Raw genomic sequence first — 18,034 nt, forward strand, 5'->3', positions numbered from 1 at the left:
CGCTAAACGCACCCCGGGCAGTGCGGTTTGCCCGCTAAACGCACTTCCGGGCGCCCCTCCGGCTACGGTTTGCCCGCTAAACGCACCCCGGGTGGGCGGTGGGCGGGCAGGGAAAGGTTCACCGGGTGATCACCTGATGGGGCGATCACGGCCACGGCGCTGCCGCAAGCTGTGCGGGTCCCGACTGACTCCACTACTGCGGGGAGCCTTCATGTCCGAATCAGGCGAGTACACCACCACGTCCGCCCGGCCTTCACGCCGCAATGTCCTGGTCGGGGGCGCCGCCGTCGGCGCGGCCGCCATGGCGGCCGGCGCGCTCGGCACCTCCACGGCCGCCGCGCAGGGTGCCGGTGAGCGGATCACCGGCGACCCCTTCACCCTTGGCGTTGCCTCCGGCGACCCGGACCAGCACAGCGTCGTGCTGTGGACCCGCCTCGCACCCCGTCCGCTGGCCGAGGACGGCCTCGGCGGGATGAACCGCAGGCACGTCGAAGTGCACTGGGAGATCGCCCTCGACGAACGCTTCCGCCTCGTGGTGCGCCGCGGCCACGAGCGCACCGGACCGGAACACGGCTATGCGGTGCACGCCGAGGTCGCCGGGCTGCTGCCCGGCTGGGAGTACTTCTACCGGTTCCGGGTCGGCAGGCACGTCTCCCCCGTCGGCCGCACCCGCACCGCGCCGCTGGTCGGCATCTTCGGTTCCGGGCTCGCGATGAGCTTCGCCTCCTGCTCGCAGTTCGAGCACGGCTACTTCCACGCCTACCGCTACCTGGCCGCCGATGAACCCGACCTGGTACTGCACCTTGGCGACTACATGTACGAGTACGCGCCGAACGTCTACGTCTCCCCGGACGGCAACGTGCGCGACCACCGCGGCCCGGAGACCGAGACCCTGGCCAACTACCGGCAGCGTTACGCCCAGTACCGCACCGACGCCGACCTGCGCGCCGCGCACGCCGTGGCACCCTGGCTGGTCGTACCGGACGACCACGAGGTGGACAACAACTGGGCCGACGAGGTCCACGAGAAGCCGCACATCCCGCAACCGGACTTCATGCGCCGCAGGGCCGACGCCTTCCGGGCCTACTACGAGAACATGCCGCTGCGCCGCCGCAGCAAGCCGAACGGGCCGGACATCCGGCTCTACCGCCAGGTGCAGTGGGGTTCGCTGGCCAACTTCCACATGCTGGACACCCGGCAGCACCGCGACGACCAGGCCTGCGGGGACGGCTGGAAGGTGTGCGAGGACGCCGCCGACCCGGCGCGCACCCTCACCGGGCCCGAGCAGGAGGCCTGGCTGCTGAACAACTTCCGCCGCTCCCGGGCCCGCTGGGACATCCTCGGCCAGCAGGTGTTCTTCGCCCAGCGGCTGAGCGCATCCGGAGCCCGCAGCATGGACGCCTGGGACGGCTACCAGGGCTCCCGCGAGCGGGTGGTGCGGGGCTGGCAGGACGCACGCGTACGCAACCCGGTCGTGCTCACCGGCGATGTGCACACACACTGGGCGAACGAGCTCAAGGCCGACTACGCCGACCCGGACAGCCCGGCCGTCGGCACCGAGTTGGTCACCACCTCCATCAGCTCGGGCGGCAACGGCGCGGACTCCGACCCGAGCACCAACCCGAACCTGCGGCGCAACCCGCACATCAAGTTCTTCAACGCCCAGCGCGGCTATGTCCGCACCCGGATCGACCGGCACCAGATCCGCGCCGACTTCCGCGTGCTGGACAAGGTCACCGAGCCGGACGCCGCGGTGTCCACCAGGGCCTCCTTCCTCATATCCGACCGTCGGAGGGGTCTCACGGAGATCGAACCGCAGTAAGCTGACTGCGCCCGCGGTCGTGAGTATCCAACGTCGATCACATCGCGTTGGATACTCACGACCCACAGTCATATACCGTGGGGGTACTCGATGCCTGTGCGCCGCCTGGCCACCGTCGCCTCGACCATCCTGCTCGTCGCCGGGCTGGCGGCGTCCCCGTCCGCCGCCGAGCCGATACCCGCCGACCAGCTGCGCCAGCGGGCCTTCGCCGCCGCGGCCGCCGAGTTCGGGGTGCCCGAACGAGTACTGCTCGGCGTCTCCTATCTGGAGTCCCGGTGGGACACCAACGGGGGCACCCCGAGCACCAGCGCGGGCTACGGGCCGATGCACCTCACCGATCTGCGCGCCGCGGGCGGGGGCACGCACCACGACGAGGGCGGCGAGGATCCGCGTGGGGACAGCGCGCGGTCGCCGCTGCTGCCGCAGGCGCCACCCGCCCCGGAACCGAAACCGGAGCTGCAGACGGTGGACCTGGCCGCCGAGCTGACCGGGACCGACCCGGCGACGCTGCGCGCCGACCCGGCACAGAACATCCGCGGCGGCGCCGCACTGCTCGCGCACTACCAGCACGGGCTCGGCCACGACACCGGCAGTCCCGCGGACTGGTACGGCGCCGTGGCCCGCTACAGCGGGGCCGCCGAGAGCACCGCGGCGGCCGCGTTCGCCGACGAGGTGTTCGCGGTGATCGCGAACGGCCAGCACCGGCGCACCGATGACGGGCAGCGGATGCGGCTGGCCGCCGATCCCGGCATCGTCCCGGCAAGGGACCAGCTCGCCGAGCTCGACCTCCGCATCCCGGACACGTCCGAAGTGGAATGTCCACAAGAGATCTCTTGCGAGTGGATCCCCGCTCCGTACCAAGAACTTCCCGGTAACGACTACGGTAACCACGACAAGGCAAACCGCCCGGAAGACCAGCAGATCGAGTACATCGTCATCCACGACACCGAGGGTTACTGGGACACCGCGTTGCGGCTGGTGCAGGATCCGACCTACGTGAGCTGGCACTACACCCTGCGTTCCGCCGACGGGCACATCGCCCAGCACGTTCCCACCAGGGACGTCGGCTGGCACGCCGGGAACTGGCACGTCAACGCCAAGTCGATCGGCCTCGAGCACGAGGGGTTCGCCGCGCAGGGCACCTGGTACACCGAGGCGATGTACCGGACCTCGGCCAAGCTGGTGCGGCACCTGGCCGAGAAGTACGACATCCCGCTGGATCGCGCGCACATCATCGGACACGACAACGTTCCCGGCACCGTTCCGAACCGGGTGCCCCAGATGCACTGGGACCCGGGCCCGTACTGGGACTGGGCGCACTACTTCGACCTGATGGGCGCCCCGTTCGCCGGCGGCAAGGTGCGCCCCGGCTCGCACCTGCTGGAGATCGCGCCGGAGTTCGCGCGCAACCGGCCGGAGTTCTTCGGCTGTGACCGGGACAATCCCACCGCCCGCTGCCCTTCCCGCGGCTCCGGCTCGGTGGTGCTGCGCACCGAGCCCCGGCCGGACGCCCCGCTGCTGACCGACATCGGACTGCACCCGGACGGCTCACCCGCCACCATGCGGGTGTCCGATATCGGCAGCCGCACCGAGACCGGCCAGCGGTACGCCGTGGCCGAGGTGCGTGGTGACTGGACCGCGATCTGGTACCTGGGCCAGAAGGGCTGGTTCCACAACCCACCGTATGCGCCCAGGGCGCATACGGTGCGGGGCAGCATGGTGGTGGCCAAGCCCGGCCTCGGCCCGGTTCCGGTCTACGGCAGGGCGTATCCGGAGGCCGGAGCCTACCCGGAGGGCAGGCCGCCACAGCAGATCGTGCCGCTGCAGTACGAGTTGCCGCAGGGCCAGCGCTACTCGGCCGGCTGGCGCGGACAGTCGGAGTACTACGCCGCCACCACCTTCGACCCGGCCGAGCATGTCGTGGTCCGGGGCGACACCCGGTACGTGCAGATCCAGTTCGGCCACCGGTTCGCCTACGTCAAGGCGAAGGACGTACTGGTCCTGCCCGCACTGAGGTAGCCGAGCCCGGTCAGCCGGCAGGCTCCACCGGCATGACGAGCGCGGTGAAGCTGCCCTGGTCGGCCGAGCGGACCACCACCGGCTCGGCCGGCCCGCCGATCTCCAGCAGCACGTCCGGCCCGACGCTCGACTCCAGCGCGGCGCCGAGTACCCCGGGGTCGAACGCGATCCGGGGTGCCGAACCGAGGCAGATGGCAGGCAGGCTGCCGGCGCCGTCCGCGACCAGGAGCCGCTGCCCGGCCACGCTCAGCATCACCTGCCCCGCCTCGGGGGGCAGCGCATCGTGCAGCCGGACCCGATCGACGATCACCCGGTGCGGCCGGGGCGGCAGGCCGTCCAGGACCTCCCGGTAGGCCGGGAAGGTGTCCTGGGCCGCGGGCAGCGTGCGGACCTGCCCGCCCGCCCGCACGGTGGCCCCATGTTCGCCGAGCTCGAACACCACTTCCGGTTGCGCCACCGCCCACCGGCCGAGTTCCAGCAGCTCCGCGGCCGGCACGAGCAGGCGGGCGGAACCACCGCCCGGCCGTGCGGGTTCGAGCACCCGCAGCGCCAGCCGGTAGCGGTCGGTGGCCACCAGCCGTACCTCCGCCTCGTCCAGCTCGATCAGCACGTGGGTCAGTTGCGGATACGCCGGGTCGGTCCCGGCGGCCGGTGCCACCTGCCGCACCGCGCTGGCCAGCTCGGCGCCGCCGAGCGCCAGCTCGATTCCGGGTTCGGGCAGGGTGCGCAGCAGGTCCTCGACCGCGGCCCTGGCGGCGGTCGCCTCCTGCCGGATCCGGTCCAGATGCGCCCGCAACAGGTGCCGGGTGTCCTCGGCCGCGCCGTCCAGGGCCTGGGCGACCTCGGGCAACGGGAGACCGGCCCGGCGCAGGGTGCGCAACATGATCGCCCGTCGCTGCTGACCGGTCCCGTAGTAGCGGTAGCCGGTCGCCTCGTCCACCCGAGCCGGCCGTAGCACACCGCAGTCGTCGTAGTAACGCAGCGCGCTCGGGGTGAGCCCCACCGTCCGGGCGAAGGCACTGATACTCAACAGCGAGGAGGCATCGTCCATATCGCCGATTCTGGGCGTTCGAGTCACTCGAAGGTCAACGGCGTTCGAGCGGCGCCCCCCGGCCGAACCGGCCACAATGGAGCCATCCTGCCGGAGGGAGGTCGTGCGTGCGGATCATGCTGCTGGCTGGGACCAGGCCGGAGGCGGTCAAGCTGGCGCCGCTGGCGCTGGCCCTGGACGCGCACCCGGACCTCGACCGGGTACTGGTACACAGTGGCCAGCACGACGGACTGGTCGAGCAGGCACTCGTCCCGTTCGGCCTGGCCGTCGACGCGCTGCTGGGATCGCCGCGGCGGCACACCGGATCGCAGGCCGAGCTGGTGGCGGGCCTGCTGCCCGCGCTGGACGAGGTGCTGCGCGCGCAGCGGCCGGACGCGCTGGTGGTGCAGGGGGACACGACCACCGTGCTGGCCGGTGCGCTGGCCGCGTTCTGGCTACGGGTCCCGGTGGTGCATCTGGAGGCAGGGCTGCGCACCCGCGACCTGTCCGCGCCCTTTCCCGAGGAGGGAACCCGCCAGATGGTGGCGCGGATCGCCGCCCTGCACCTGGTGCCGACCGACCGCGCCGCGGCGGCGTTGCGAGCCGAGCAGGTCCCGGCCGACCGGATCGTGCACACCGGGAACACCGTGGTGGACGCCGTACTGGCCATCGCGGCGCGGGACCTGCCTGCCGAGAATCACGCGCTCGCCGCGGTGGAGGCGGAACTGGCGAGCACCGGTGGCAGGCTGGTGCTGGTCACCTCGCACCGCAGGGAGTCGTGGGGGGAACCGATGGCGCGCACGTTCGCCGCGGTACGTGCGCTCGTCGCTGACCACCCGGACATCCGGGTGCTGTTGCCCGCGCATCCGAATCCCGCCGTGCGGGCGCAAGCGGAGGCCGAGCTGGGTGACCTTCCCGAGGTGCGGATCACCGAGCCACTCGGTTACCCGGATCTGGTCCGCGCGCTGCGGCTGTCCGCCGTGGTGCTGACCGACTCCGGCGGTATCCAGGAGGAGGCGCCCAGTTTCGGCACGCCGGTGCTGGTGCTGCGTGAGGTGACCGAGCGGATGGAAGCGGTACAGGCAGGCTGCGCCTGGCTCGTGGGGACCGACCCGGAGCTGATCGCCAAGACCGCGGGCGCCGCGCTGTCCGGAACCCTGCGCGCCACGGCCGCGCCGAATCCCTACGGGGACGGGGCCGCGGCGGCCCGTGCCGTGGCCGCGATCGAGGGGCTGGCGGAGCGGGACTGACTCAGCCGGTACCGCTGGCTACGCGCGGGGCTGCGGCCTCGGATCCCGTGTCGAGCTCGGTGTTGCGCCGGGTCTTCGCCCAGCCGTTGCGCCGCCGGATGAGCCGCAGCACCGCGCGCCACGAGGTGATGTAGAAGGTGTAGATGTAGGCCGCGTAGGCGAATCCCATCCCGATCCCGCGCAACAGGTTCCAGCTGCGCAGGCAACGCACCTGGTAAACGGGTCCCCAGATGACGAACGGGGCCAGCCCGAACGAGCCGTAGATGGCGAACAGGATCCATGCGCCGTCGGTGAACCATTCCCACACGCGCACCGGATCACCCGCCGTGGTGGCCAGCAGCACCAGGAAGGGAACCGGGTAGAGCAGCGAACCGATCAGCTGCATCCAGGGCTGAGCCAGGTAGTACATCATCTCCGCCGCCCCGAGCGTGCTCAGATGCGGCGAGTCCCAGATCCGGCGCAGGTAACGGCCGCACTGCATGGTGCCCTGCCCCCAGCGGGTGCGCTGGGTGAGGAACCGGCGCAGGCTGTACAGGCCCTCCTGGGACACGTGCGAGTCCGTGGTGAACCCGGTGCGCCAGCCCGCGGTGAGCAGGTGCACCCCCAGCTCGAAGTCCTCGAGCAGGGACCCGCGCCACGGCCGCTCATCCGGCCCGGCGATGGAGTCCAATGCGGACAACCGGGTGAACTGGCCGTTGCCGCCCATGGAGATCGTGCCGGTGTAGCCGCGCGAGTTCTGGATCGCGGCGATCGCGGTGCGGAACTCGAGGTCCTGCAACTGGGCCAGTTTCATCCCGAACTTCCGGCGCCACCAGGATCGGTACGCGGGCGGGGTGTCCCGGTTGCTCATCCAGACGTCCAGTTGCACCGCGCCGATGCCGGCATCGCCGAAGAGGTGGCTAGCCGCGCACACCTCCAGGCAGTCGGCGGCGGGCCTGCCGTCGGCGTCCACAACGGCGACGATGGTGCGGTCGGTCGGGATGTGCTTTCCGTTCCACTCGATGAGGGCCCGGTAGGCGGCGTTCAGCGCATCGCCCTTACCGGTACGGGCCTCGGGCCTGCGGCGCCGCACCAGGTGCAGGTACGGGTCGGGGGCGTCCTCCCGCCGGCACAGGTCCTGCACCACCTGGGCCGTGCGGTCCGCGGAGTCGTCGTCGACCACCCAGACATGCGCGGTGCCGAAGGTGGCACGCAGGTAGCGCACGGTGTCACCGATGACGGCTTCCTCGTCCAGGCACGGCACGATGAAGTGCCATTCGAACTCCGCCGGATCGCCGACCGGGCGCGGCTTGCGGCGCAGGTAGGGCACCACGATCACCACGACGTAGACGATGAACGCCACGCTCATGGTGAGCGCGAAGGCCTGGGTGATGCCGAGCAGGACCTTGTAGGACTCCCCGGTCACGGCCGTTCCCCGTCCGCCTTGCCCTTGCGGGTGGCCAGCCAGACGAACAACACCAGTGCCAGCGCGCCGCCCAGCACGCTGACCAGCGAGCCCATCAGGGTGTGCCCCCAGTAGTAGCCCTCGGTGACGCCGAGCCAGTCGACCAGTCCGACGATGGCGAGCACCCGGATCTGGTTGACGGCGATCACCGCGGCACCGGCGATGAGCAGCGAAACGATCAGCCGCTTGGCCCGCCGGGGGCGCAGCCACAACAGCACCGAGGTCACCAGCAGCAGCGGCATCAGCATGAACACCGAGGAGCATTCCGGTGTCATGCGTAACCCGATCGGGTCGTCACCACCCAAATTGAAATAGACAGTTTCTCGCGCGCCCGCGACATGTACCCCGTTAGAGCTAACAATGCTGATGAGGACACCGGAGAGTGTTATCTCCAGTGCGCGATAGGCGCGTTCGACAAGCACCAGACCGAGCAGTATGGCGAGCACGGCCGCAATGGCCATCCTGGCCGGAACCCGCCAGGTATTCGGGCTGGGCGTGCTGGCTACGGCCACAATCCTCCCTCGTGCGCAGGGTCCGAAGTGGACGTGGTGCGGTGTGGTCCGCGGCGTTTCCGCGCACCCTTGCGAACCAGCGAAACACAGCCGGAAGGGTTTCGCGCCGAAATGCACACCAAAGAGTGATCATCGGCCGGAATCTGTTTTATTTTTCCCAAGCCTTTCGATGTCCCGACTGCGAGTCGTATCGATATCGGCGCGCACCGGCCTGGGCAGCGGCTTGCTCCGGCATTGACCGCCGAGAAAGGTAGGAGTAACGAAGATGGAGACGCATACCTGGCGTCGGACCGGACTGCTGGTCGTCGCGACCGCGGCCACGGTCCTCGCCGGCGCCGCACCAGCGGCCGCGGAACCGGGCGACGCCTCGGCATACGGCGCGCGGGTCAACGTGACGCTGGTCGGCGCGGACGCGGTGAACATCGGCCCGTTCGCCGAGGTCAGCACCGCGGGCCAGTACGGGACCTTCACCAACACCTTCGCCGGGGTGAACGCCCCGGGCATCCTGAGCACGGGCGTCATCGAAACCGAGGCGACCTTCGACGAGAACACCGGAGCGGTCAGCTCGCGGGCGACCACCGCCGGTGTGGACCTGCCGGTGCTGAGCGCCTTGCCGTTCGTCGACCCGGCCGGAGCCGAAGCGATCACCGCCGAGTGCATGGCGACCGAGGAGGGCGCCTCCGGCAGCAGCCTGCTGGCCGGGTTGAACCTCGGCGGGCTGGCGGATGTCGCGGCCGAGCCCGCGGCGAACACGGTGGTCGAGATCCGGGTGCCGTTGCTGAACACCCTGGTCGGCCGGATCACGCTGAACGAGCAGATCCAGAACGACGACGGCAGTCTGACCGTGAACGCCTTCCATCTGGAGTTGCTCGCCGATCCGCTGGGCACCGGTGACCTGGTGATCTCCTCCGCGACCTGTGGCCCGGCCGGACTGCCGATCCCGCTGGCCTCCGGTGCGGGGTTGTGGATCGGGCTCGGCCTGCTCGGCGCCGCGGCCATCCCGGTGACCATCCACTTCGTCCGCAAACGCGGTACCGGAAACGCGGATGTGCCGGCCTGACGGGTAGGTGGTAGGTCATGTACAAACCGCCGGGAGCAGGTGTCGGCACGGCGGGTGGCAGCGTCGGGACGCTGGCCACCACCGGTGCCGACCTCGGCTGGTGGCTGGCGGTGGGTATCACGCTGATCGCGCTGGGCGTGATCGCGATGGTCGCCGTGCACCAGCGGAACCGGAAGCTGCATCGGGAGGTGTCGTGAGCTAGACCGGGCGGGTCGCCGTGGTGGCGGGTGGATACCTGCCACCACGGCGGCCTGCTCAGACCGACACGGTGCCGACCGGTAGTGCCGGCTGCGCCGAGAAGTCCAGTTCGGACGGTGTGATGTCCGCGGCGAGCAGGTGCGCGCCGAGTGCGGCGATCATGGCACCGTTGTCGGTGCACAGTCGTGGCCGCGGGACGCGAAGCTCGATCCCGGCTTCGGTGCAGCGCTCTGTCGCCAAGGCTGCCAGCCGGGAGTTCGCGGCGACCCCGCCGGAGACCACCAGCGTGCCGATGCCCGAATCCCGTGCCGCGCGAACGGCCTTGGCGGTGAGCACATCCGCGACGGCCTCCTGGAACGAGGCGGCCACGTCTTCCACCGGGATGGTCTCCCCACGTCGTTGCGCCGTCTCGACCCAGCGCGCGACGGCTGTCTTGAGCCCGGAGAAGGAGAAGTCGAACGGCGCGTCCCTGGGTCCGGTCATCCCGCGCGGGAAGGCGATCGCCTCGGGATCGCCGTTGCGGGCGGCTTTGTCGATCGGCGGCCCGCCGGGGTAGGGCAGTTCGAGTACCCGCGCCACCTTGTCGTAGGCCTCACCGGCGGCGTCGTCTACTGTGGATCCTATTTCGGTTATGGTGTCCGCGATCCGGTCCACCCGCAACAGCTGGGTGTGCCCGCCGGAAACCAGCAGTGCCAGACAGGGTGAAGGAAGCGGCCCGTGTTGCAAGGTGTCCACCGCGATATGGCCGGCGAGATGGTTGACCCCGTACAAGGGGACGTCCAGCGCTACGGCGTAGGCCTTGGCCGCGGCCACCCCGACCAGCAGCGCACCGGCGAGGCCTGGCCCCGCGGTGACCGCGATGGCGTCCACATCGGACAGATTGAGTTCCGCCGTTTCGAAGGCCCGGTTCAGGGTCGGGGTCATCGCCTCGAGGTGCGCCCTGCTGGCCACCTCCGGGACCACGCCGCCGAACCGGGCGTGCTGCTCGACGCTGGAAGCCACCTCGTCGGCGAGCAGCTCGACCGAACCATCCTCGTGCAGCCGGACCAGCCCGACGCCGGTCTCGTCACAGGAGCTCTCGATTCCCAGAATGAGCCGTGGCATCAGCCCGTCGCCTCCTCGGAGCCGTCTCGCGCGGGTCGAGCCATCGTGTAGGCGTCGGCCCCCGAGGGCTGGTAGTAACGCCTGCGCATCCCGATCCGGCTGAAGCCGTGCCGCTCGTACAGCGAGATCGCGGCGGCGTTGTCGGTGCGCACTTCGAGGAACACCGGGGCGCGTAGTTCGTCGGCCTTGGCCAGTAGTGCGCGCAGGAGTGCGGTTCCGACACCCTGGTGCTGGAAGGCGGGGTCCACGCCGATTGTGTTCACATTGGACTCCCATTCGCCGGGTCTGCCTGCGACGGCGAGGCCGGCGTAGCCCGCCACTTCACCCTCGGGGGTGATGGCGACGAGATAGTGGCCACCTGCGTCGAGCTCCGAGCGGAAGGCACGCGCACTCCACGGGCTGTCGTCGGCGAAGAGAACGTGCTCGATCTCGACGCACCGGCGAATATGCTTGCTGCGCAACGGTTCCAACTTCACGGCGTGCTCACCCGCTTCCGCGCTCCCGGTTCGGCGGCGTCCGGCCTGCGCAGGTACAACGGGGTCAGCGGGGCGGGCGGCGCGCTCGTCAGCAGTTCCTCTCGGGTGGCCGTGACCAGGCCGCGCGGGCTCGGCTGCGCGGGCGGCAGGATCTGGACCGCGCCGGGTTCGGCCGCGTCGGCGTAGAGCTGGGCGCCGTGCCCCGCGGCCGATCGGATCGGCGAGGCCATCTCGGCGGGCCGCTGCACCCGCGGCCCTTCGGTGCGGCGACCCGTTTCGTCGTAGCCGGCCCAGTACACCTCGCGCCTGCGTGCGTCGGTCACGACGAGGAACGCTCCCGTGGTCGTGACCTCGGCGGCGATGGCATCCAGCGTGCACACCGGGTATGCCGGGATGCCGAGACCGTGCGCGAGCGCGGCGGCCGTGGCCAGGCCCGCGCGGAGGCCGGTGTACGGCCCCGGGCCGTTGCCGCAGACCACCGCGTCGAGCTCGGGCAACCGGATACCGGCCTGCCCTGCCGCCTGCAGCACCTGCGGGGTGAGCAGTTCGCCGTGCGCGCGCGGGTTCAACGTCACCCGCTCGCCGAGCACGGTGAGTCGCGTGCGTTCCAGCTCGACGACGCCGGCGGTGATGGCCGGGGTCGCCGTGTCGATGGCGAGTACGAGCACCCTCCGAGCGTACGACCGCCCCGTGAACGGCAGACACGCAACCTGCCCGGAGTGCGTTTAGCACGCAAACCGCACCACCCGGGGTGCGTTTAGCGGGCAAACCGCACTCGGAGGCGGGCAAGGGTGCTCGAGTTGTTGGCGGGGTAGGTCCGGCCGGCCTGGACACGACGAATACGATGAAGTGATTTTGGTCACTTTTTCCAGGAAGGTGCCGGTAACGGAGAGTAAGAGGTCTTAACGGCGCGAGTCGGTTTGTCGCGCCGGTCCAGAGGCAGGTTCACGGAGGTCCGGCGGCAGGCGGTCGTACCACGTGCCGTGGGGCTCCAGCCACAGCAGCCGGGCGTCGTCCTCCCGGCGCTCGAGCCGCACGACCAGGTGGTCCTCGGACAGCCGCTCGGCCACACCCTCGCCCCACTCGGCCACCACGGCCGCGCCTTCCAGGTCGGTGTCCAGGTCGAGGTCGTCAAGCTGGGCGAGATCGCCACCCAGCCGGTAAGCATCCACGTGCAGTAGCGCGACCCCGGAGGACCCGGCTGGGTGCGTCCTCGCGAGCACGAACGTAGGCGAGCTCACCCGCCCGGACACCCCGAGCCCTTCGGCGATTCCCCTGGTCAAGGTGGTCTTCCCGGCACCGAGCGGCCCAGCCAGCAGCACCAGGTCGCCTGGCCGCAGCCAACCACCAAGCCGCCGCCCGAAGTCCATGGTGTCCTCGGGAGTGGCGAGTTCGATGCTCACCGGCGCCACCACCGAAACCGGCGCCTGGGAGCGGAACCATCCACCTTGGCCGAGCGCTGCAGCAGGTCGATGAGGTGGCTGTTCACCAGTTCCGGCTGCTCCAGCTGCACCATATGCCCCGCACCGCGCACCCGAACCAACTCGGCGTCCGGCAACTCGGCCGCCATCCGTTCGGCGTGCGAAAAGGGGGTGAGCCGGTCGTCGTCCGCCCCGATCACCAGCACATGTGTCTCCTTCAGCCCGGCCAGCGCGGCATACCGATTATGGCTTCCCAGCGTGTCCACGAAGTTCACCAGCCCTCGTACCGGGGTCACAGCGAGCATCTCCAGCATGAAGTCCACCAGCCGCGGGCTCACGTCGCGCCCACCGAACGCGAGCCGCCGAATCGCCTGCCGGGTGAGCTGGCCACCGGCGGCGCGGACGAACTCGACCAATCCCGGCTGCCAGCCGGCCAGCTCGCCAACGCCCTTGGTGAGCGGGTTGTACTTGGACAGCAGCGGCCGGGGCAGCCCCTTCGCGCCCACCTCGCCGGCCGCGGTCGCGATCAGCGCGACCCCGCTCACCCGCTCGGCGAACAGTTCCGGCGCCTTCTCGGCTAGCTCCATGATCACCATACCACCCATTGAATGTCCAATAAGGACAATAGGGCCGCTCGGAATGAGCGCGCGCACCACCGCGTCCAGATCATTCGCCAGCTGTTCAATCGTGCTGGTTTCCTGAGCCGCCGGTCCGGATTGTCCGTGCCCGCGATGGTCGTAGTACACCTGCCGGACAGCGGGCAGCCGCAAAGTCGCCAGGTCCCGACGCTGGAAGTGCCAACTGCGCCGGGAAAGCGCGAATCCGTGCACACCGAGCACGGTCAGCACGGGCTCCTCGCCATCCGGCGGATCGATTTCCTCCACGGACAACGGTGTGCCGTCGTCCGCCGCAACCGTCGAGGCACGGTCCGGTTCCAGTTTGCCGAGCGGCTCGGTCATGAACGGATCCCTGCTCCTGCGCGTGGTGACCGTCAACGCCGCAGCCACGGCGCCGGTGACCACCGCACCGACTCCGCCCACGACGCCAAGGATCCGGCGTGACGGTGTCACCGGGCCACCTCGCCGAGGTAAGTGCGCACCACCCGCGGACGGTACATCCCGGTGACGATCTCGTAGTCGATCGTGCCTATGGTGTCCGCCCATTCGCGCGCGGTCGGTTCGCCCTGCGTTCCCGTGCCGAAAAGCACCACCTCGGCGCCGAGCTGCGGCTCGTGGTCACCACAGTCGACCACGATCTGGTCCATGCATACCCTGCCGACCATCGGGCGACGTTGGCCGTCCAACCATACGCTCATCCGGTTGGAAAGGGTGCGCGGAACGCCGTCTGCGTACCCTGCGGGCACGAGCGCCAGCGTCGTGGCCCGCGACGCCGTCCAGGTATGTCCATAAGAGACCGATTCGCCAGCCTCGATCCGCTTCACGAGCACCACAGTGGACCGGAACGTCATAGCGGGCCGCAGATCTTCCTGCTGGGGAACGGGATTGAGGCCGTAGACGGCGATCCCGGGACGGACGAGGTCGAAATGGAGATCGGGCCGGGTCAGCGTGGCCGCCGAGTTCGCTAGGTGTCGCAGAGGATTCAACCCGAGGTCCCTGGCGATCGCGTAACCCGCATGGAAGCGACCAGCCTGCGCGTCGATCGAGGGGTGACCCGGTTCGTCGGCACAGGCGAGATGCGACCAGATCGCAGCCACGTCCAGATACGGATCCGCGGCCGCGGCCTTGACCAGCGCAGGCCATTCGGATGGGTGACATCCGTTGCGGGCCAGACCGGTGTCAAGTTTCAGATGCACCCGCGCGGGGCGGCCCACCCGGCTTGCCGCGGTCGCCACCCGGCCGAGCTCAGGTAGCGAACTGACTGAAATGTCCACCCCTTGCTCGATTCCCGGCGCGAAGTCGACATCGGGGGTGTCCAGCCAGCTCAGCATCGGCGCGGTAATCCCGGCGGCACGCAGATCCAGCGCCTCCGCCAGGGAACAGGTACCCAGCCAGGTCGCACCGCCGTCCAGGGCGGCCCGCGCGGCCGGTACCGCGCCGTGCCCGTAGCCGTCCGCCTTCACCACCGCCATGGTGGCCGCGCCGGAATCGGCCGCCCGGCCGGCGAGCAGCGCGACATTGTGCCGGATCGCCCGCAGGTCGATCACGGCCTCGGCGCGGCGCGGCTGGTCAGGACTCATAGCAGCGCGATTTTCCCACAATGCTCCGGCACGCCGTCAGCACGGCCGGTTGTGGTGGAGGGCACTCGGGTCAGTCGCCGTGCGCTACCTCGCGCGCTTCCGCATGCTGAGCCCGGATATGTTCGCCGATGGTCACGCCGTGCGCACCGGGATCGTCCAAACGCAACGCGCTGTTGCCCTGCCACCGCGGTGGATCCGCCGAACCGGCCAGCGCCCACGCGGCCTGCCGCGCGGCCCCGATGGCCACGTGCTCGGCGGGTTCGGGCACCGATACCGGAACGCCGAAAATGATGGGGGCCGCGGCACGCACGGCGCTGGACTGGGCGGCGCCACCGGTGAGCAGCACCTGGCGCACGTCGATTCCGTGCGCCCGGACCGCGTCGAGCCCGGCGGCGAGGCCGCACAGCATCCCTTCCACAGCCGCCCGGGCCAGGTTCTCCGGCGTCATGTTCGTGCGCCGCAGCCCGAAGAGCGAACCGCTCGCGTCCGGGAGGTTCGGGGTGCGCTCACCGTCCAGGTAGGGCAGCAGGGTCAGCCCCTCGGCGCCGGGCTGCGAGGCAAGCGCGAGCCGATCGAGTTCCGCGAGGTCCACACCGAGCATGGCCGCGGTCGCGGTGAGCACCCGTGCGGCGTTGAGCGTGCAGGCCAGCGGCAGGAACCGGCCGGTCGCATCGGCGAACCCGGCCACCGTGCCGGTCGGATCGGCGACCGGCGACTCGCTGACGCCGAAAACGGTGCCGCTGGTCCCCAGCGACACCACCGCGTCGCCCGCACCGGCCTCGAGTGCCAGCGCGGCGGCCATGTTGTCCCCGGTACCTGCCGAGATCAACCTGCCATCGCTGGTGTACCCGGCGGGTTCGGCCGGTCCGAGCACCCTCGGCAGTTCCGGAACGCGACCACCGAACGCATGTGCGACCAGATCCTGCCGGTACTCGCGTTTAGCGGGCGAAAAGTAGCCGGTGCCGGACGCGTCGCCACGGTCGGTCACTGGTTCGGCACTCTTTGTCCCTTGAAGTCGCCAGGTCAGCCAGTCATGCGGCAGCAGTACCCGTGCGACCCGATCGGCCGACCGCGGTTCGTGCTCGGCCAGCCAGCGAAGCTTGCTGACGGTGAAACTGGCCACCGGAACGAGGCCGACGGCCTCGGCCCACACCTCCGGGCCACCGAGTTCGGTAACCAGGTCGGCGGCGGCCTGCCCGGAACGGTTGTCGTTCCACAGCAGCGCAGGCCGGACGACCTCACCGCTGTCGTCCACAGTGACCATGCCGTGCTGCTGCCCCGCCACGCCGATGGCGCGCACGTCGTCGAGCAGACCGTCGGTGGCCGAGGTGAGCGCATCCCACCACACGGCGGGGTCGACCTCGGTCGTGTCCGGGTGCTCGGCCCGCCCGGTGCGCAGGATCGCCCCGGTGCGCGCATCGCACACCACCACCTTCGTGGACTGGGTGGACGAGTCGACCCCGGCGACCAGGGTCGGTGACTGAGCCGTCATGGCCGCTGCTCCTTCATCTTCGGGACCTGGACGCGCCGCACCGCGGCACCGCATGCGTGCATCGCCGTTATCTCCTCGTCCTGGGTGTCACCGTCGGTGATGACCAGGTCGTATCCGCCCACGTCTCCGTAGGCATAGGTGGCGGTCCTGCCGAACTTCGAGTGGTCGACCAGCAGGACGTTCCGGTTGGCCGCGCGCAGGGCGGCCGTCTTCAGTTCGGCGAACTCGCGTACGGGGTGGTACAGCCGTCCCCCGGCCACCGCGGTCGCGGATACGAACCCCACATCGGCCCGCGTGCGGCCGAGCGCCGCCACCGTGTCCGGACCGGCACACGAGTCGAACTCGGTGTACCGGCCGCCGAGCAGCACGACCTCCGCTCCGGCCGCGCCCCCGACCAGCCTGGCGACCTCGATGGAGTTGGTGATCACGACCAGGCTTTCCAGCGCGGTGAGCCTGCGGGCAAGAGGGAAGAGCGTGGTCGAGTCGTCCAGGAACACCGTCTGCCCGGCGGCCACCTCCTCGTCCGCCGCCCGGCACAGCGCCTCCTTGTGTTCGGTATGCAGCCCTTCCCGGAAGCGTTTGGCGGTCTCCATGGTGAGTGCGGGGAAGGCCGCGACCTTGCCCCGGAGCTTGCGCAGGAGCCGCCGCTGCGCGAGGTCGTCCAGGTCGCGGTGCATAGTCATCAGGCTGACCCCGAACCGTTCGGTGAGGTCGTCGATGCGCATCTCGCCGCACTCGATCACCGTGCGCAGTACATCCTGCCGCCGTCGCTCGACCACGGCGTCGGAGGACCGGGCCTTAGGCATCAGGGCGCACCACGGCCTTGATCACCGAACCGTCCCGGTTACCGATAGTGAGTGCCTGTTCGACCTCGGCCAGACCGAAACGGTGCGTCACCAGGCGGTCGAGGTCGACGTCGCCGCCGGAAGCCAGCGCGATCGCCGCCGGCCAGGTGTTGGCGTAACGGAAGGTGCCGGTGACCTCGATTTCGTATCCCTGGATGTGCCCCAATGGCAGGGCGAGCTCGTCGCCACCCATGCCGACCAGCACGACCCGGCCGGCCCTGGCGATCCGGCGTACCGCCTCGGATGTGGCCGCCGGTACGCCTGAACACTCCAGTAGGACGTCCGGCTCGTACCCGGAGTCGGCAAGACTGGACACGGACACGTCAATCGTGCCGGTCGCGCCGAGTTCGGCGGCGACCCGCAGGCGCCGGGGGTTGACGTCCGTCACCACGACCTCGGTCGCACCGAACGTCCTGGCTACCTGCACGGCTACCAGGCCGATCGGGCCGGCGCCCGTGATCAACACTCGGGATCCCGGCTGCACCCTGGCCTTTCGGCAGGCCCACACCCCGACCGAAAGCGGCTCGAGCAACCCGGCGGCCTCGTCGCTCAACTGGTCTGGGATGGCGTGCGCGAACTCGACTGGCAGGGTGACGTACTCGCAGAAGGCCCCGTCGACCGGCGGAGTACCGAAGAACCGCATGTCCGGGCACAGGTTGTAGCGACCGAGCCGGCACTGGAGGCAGTGGGCACAGGGCACACCCGGTTCGAGTGCGACCCGCTGCCCGAGGTCGTGCCCGGTGGCACCTGGTCCGCGTGCCACCACCACGCCACTCGGCTCGTGACCGAGCACCAAGGGCTGACGCACGACGAAGTCCCCGATCCGCCCGTGTTCGTAGTAGTGCACATCGGAGCCGCAGGTGCCCACGGCGAGGACCTGGACCAGCACCTCGCCCTGGCCTGGTTCGGGAACCTGCCGCTCCTGCAACGCCACGTCGTGGACCCCGCGGAGCACGGCGGCGCGCATGGTGTCGGGAACCTCACCCATTGCCGCATTCTTACCAGAACACTGCCCGCCTGTTAACACATAAACCGATAACTCTTGCCACCCGCTGGCCAGCCGGAGTGCGTTTAGCAGGCGAACCGCACTCCGACGGCGGTACGCGGGTGCGTTTAGCGGGCAAACCGCACCGCGTGGGCAAGGGGAGGCCGGGAGTACGTTTC

The 18,034-nt window shown here is 70.1% G+C and carries 17 protein-coding genes; 5 read left to right on the forward strand and 12 right to left on the reverse strand.

The window, feature by feature from the left end; all coding sequences use genetic code 11:
* Positions 1-211: 211 nt before the first annotated feature.
* Entirely contained in the window at positions 212-1,822 is a 1,611-nt protein-coding gene (locus KOI47_RS30810) for an alkaline phosphatase D family protein (RefSeq protein WP_216210390.1), read from the forward strand.
* A 90-nt stretch (positions 1,823-1,912) separates the two neighbouring features.
* Positions 1,913-3,841 (forward strand): N-acetylmuramoyl-L-alanine amidase, encoded by a 1,929-nt coding sequence (locus tag KOI47_RS30815; RefSeq protein WP_216210392.1) that lies wholly within the window; start codon positions 1,913-1,915, stop codon positions 3,839-3,841.
* Positions 3,842-3,851: 10 nt separating this feature from the next.
* On the opposite strand, the gene KOI47_RS30820 is transcribed toward KOI47_RS30815, so the two are convergent.
* Positions 3,852-4,892: a DNA polymerase III subunit beta family protein gene (locus KOI47_RS30820; protein ID WP_232376366.1), complete on the reverse strand. Its 1,041-nt coding sequence runs from the start codon at positions 4,890-4,892 to the stop codon at positions 3,852-3,854.
* Between the two features lie 107 nt (positions 4,893-4,999).
* Between KOI47_RS30820 and wecB the strand changes: the two genes are divergently transcribed.
* A complete protein-coding gene (wecB, locus tag KOI47_RS30825; protein ID WP_216210394.1) occupies positions 5,000-6,121 on the forward strand; it encodes a non-hydrolyzing UDP-N-acetylglucosamine 2-epimerase in 1,122 nt (373 codons plus the stop codon).
* Between the two features lies 1 nt (position 6,122).
* On the opposite strand, the gene KOI47_RS30830 is transcribed toward wecB, so the two are convergent.
* Positions 6,123-7,469, reverse strand: coding sequence for a glycosyltransferase (locus tag KOI47_RS30830; protein ID WP_216217673.1), 1,347 nt, complete (start codon positions 7,467-7,469; stop codon positions 6,123-6,125).
* A 53-nt stretch (positions 7,470-7,522) separates the two neighbouring features.
* A complete protein-coding gene (gene xrtP, locus KOI47_RS30835) occupies positions 7,523-8,077 on the reverse strand; it encodes an exosortase P (protein WP_332461432.1) in 555 nt (184 codons plus the stop codon).
* A gap of 265 nt (positions 8,078-8,342) precedes the next feature.
* Here xrtP and KOI47_RS30840 point away from each other — a divergent pair, with 265 nt between their 5' ends.
* Positions 8,343-9,137: a choice-of-anchor P family protein gene (locus KOI47_RS30840; protein ID WP_216210396.1), complete on the forward strand. Its 795-nt coding sequence runs from the start codon at positions 8,343-8,345 to the stop codon at positions 9,135-9,137.
* A 17-nt stretch (positions 9,138-9,154) separates the two neighbouring features.
* Entirely contained in the window at positions 9,155-9,334 is a 180-nt protein-coding gene (locus KOI47_RS30845; RefSeq protein ID WP_216210398.1) for a peptidase, read from the forward strand.
* Positions 9,335-9,392: 58 nt separating this feature from the next.
* Here KOI47_RS30845 and tsaD read toward each other — a convergent pair whose 3' ends face one another.
* The 9 genes from tsaD to KOI47_RS30890 form a co-directional block, all read right to left on the reverse strand.
* Positions 9,393-10,439 carry a tRNA (adenosine(37)-N6)-threonylcarbamoyltransferase complex transferase subunit TsaD gene (tsaD, locus tag KOI47_RS30850; RefSeq protein WP_216210400.1) on the reverse strand — a complete coding sequence of 349 codons (1,047 nt, stop codon included), beginning with the start codon at positions 10,437-10,439 and terminating at the stop codon, positions 9,393-9,395.
* Positions 10,439-10,915: a ribosomal protein S18-alanine N-acetyltransferase gene (rimI, locus tag KOI47_RS30855; protein WP_216210402.1), complete on the reverse strand. Its 477-nt coding sequence runs from the start codon at positions 10,913-10,915 to the stop codon at positions 10,439-10,441. The genes tsaD and rimI overlap by 1 nt, the downstream gene beginning before the upstream one ends.
* On the reverse strand, positions 10,912-11,583 hold the full coding sequence (tsaB, locus tag KOI47_RS30860) for a tRNA (adenosine(37)-N6)-threonylcarbamoyltransferase complex dimerization subunit type 1 TsaB (protein WP_216210404.1): 672 nt from the start codon (positions 11,581-11,583) through the stop codon (positions 10,912-10,914). Before tsaB ends, rimI begins: the two co-directional genes overlap by 4 nt.
* Before the next feature lie 234 nt (positions 11,584-11,817).
* Positions 11,818-12,327 carry a tRNA (adenosine(37)-N6)-threonylcarbamoyltransferase complex ATPase subunit type 1 TsaE gene (tsaE, locus tag KOI47_RS30865; RefSeq protein ID WP_232376367.1) on the reverse strand — a complete coding sequence of 170 codons (510 nt, stop codon included), beginning with the start codon at positions 12,325-12,327 and terminating at the stop codon, positions 11,818-11,820.
* Positions 12,315-13,406 (reverse strand): alpha/beta fold hydrolase, encoded by a 1,092-nt coding sequence (locus tag KOI47_RS30870; protein WP_216210406.1) that lies wholly within the window; start codon positions 13,404-13,406, stop codon positions 12,315-12,317. The genes tsaE and KOI47_RS30870 overlap by 13 nt, the downstream gene beginning before the upstream one ends.
* Positions 13,403-14,533, reverse strand: a complete 1,131-nt coding sequence (gene alr / locus KOI47_RS30875) for an alanine racemase (protein WP_216210408.1) — start codon at positions 14,531-14,533, stop codon at positions 13,403-13,405. Before alr ends, KOI47_RS30870 begins: the two co-directional genes overlap by 4 nt.
* A 70-nt stretch (positions 14,534-14,603) precedes the next feature.
* Complete coding sequence (xylB, locus tag KOI47_RS30880) at positions 14,604-16,025, reverse strand: xylulokinase (protein WP_216210409.1); 1,422 nt, start codon at positions 16,023-16,025, stop codon at positions 14,604-14,606.
* Positions 16,022-16,831: a DeoR/GlpR family DNA-binding transcription regulator gene (locus tag KOI47_RS30885; RefSeq protein WP_216210411.1), complete on the reverse strand. Its 810-nt coding sequence runs from the start codon at positions 16,829-16,831 to the stop codon at positions 16,022-16,024. The genes xylB and KOI47_RS30885 overlap by 4 nt, the downstream gene beginning before the upstream one ends.
* A complete protein-coding gene (locus tag KOI47_RS30890) occupies positions 16,824-17,858 on the reverse strand; it encodes an NAD(P)-dependent alcohol dehydrogenase (RefSeq protein WP_232376368.1) in 1,035 nt (344 codons plus the stop codon). Before KOI47_RS30890 ends, KOI47_RS30885 begins: the two co-directional genes overlap by 8 nt.
* Positions 17,859-18,034 lie beyond the last annotated feature (176 nt).

The organism is Amycolatopsis aidingensis (assembly GCF_018885265.1).
Classification (GTDB): domain Bacteria; phylum Actinomycetota; class Actinomycetes; order Mycobacteriales; family Pseudonocardiaceae; genus Amycolatopsis; species Amycolatopsis aidingensis.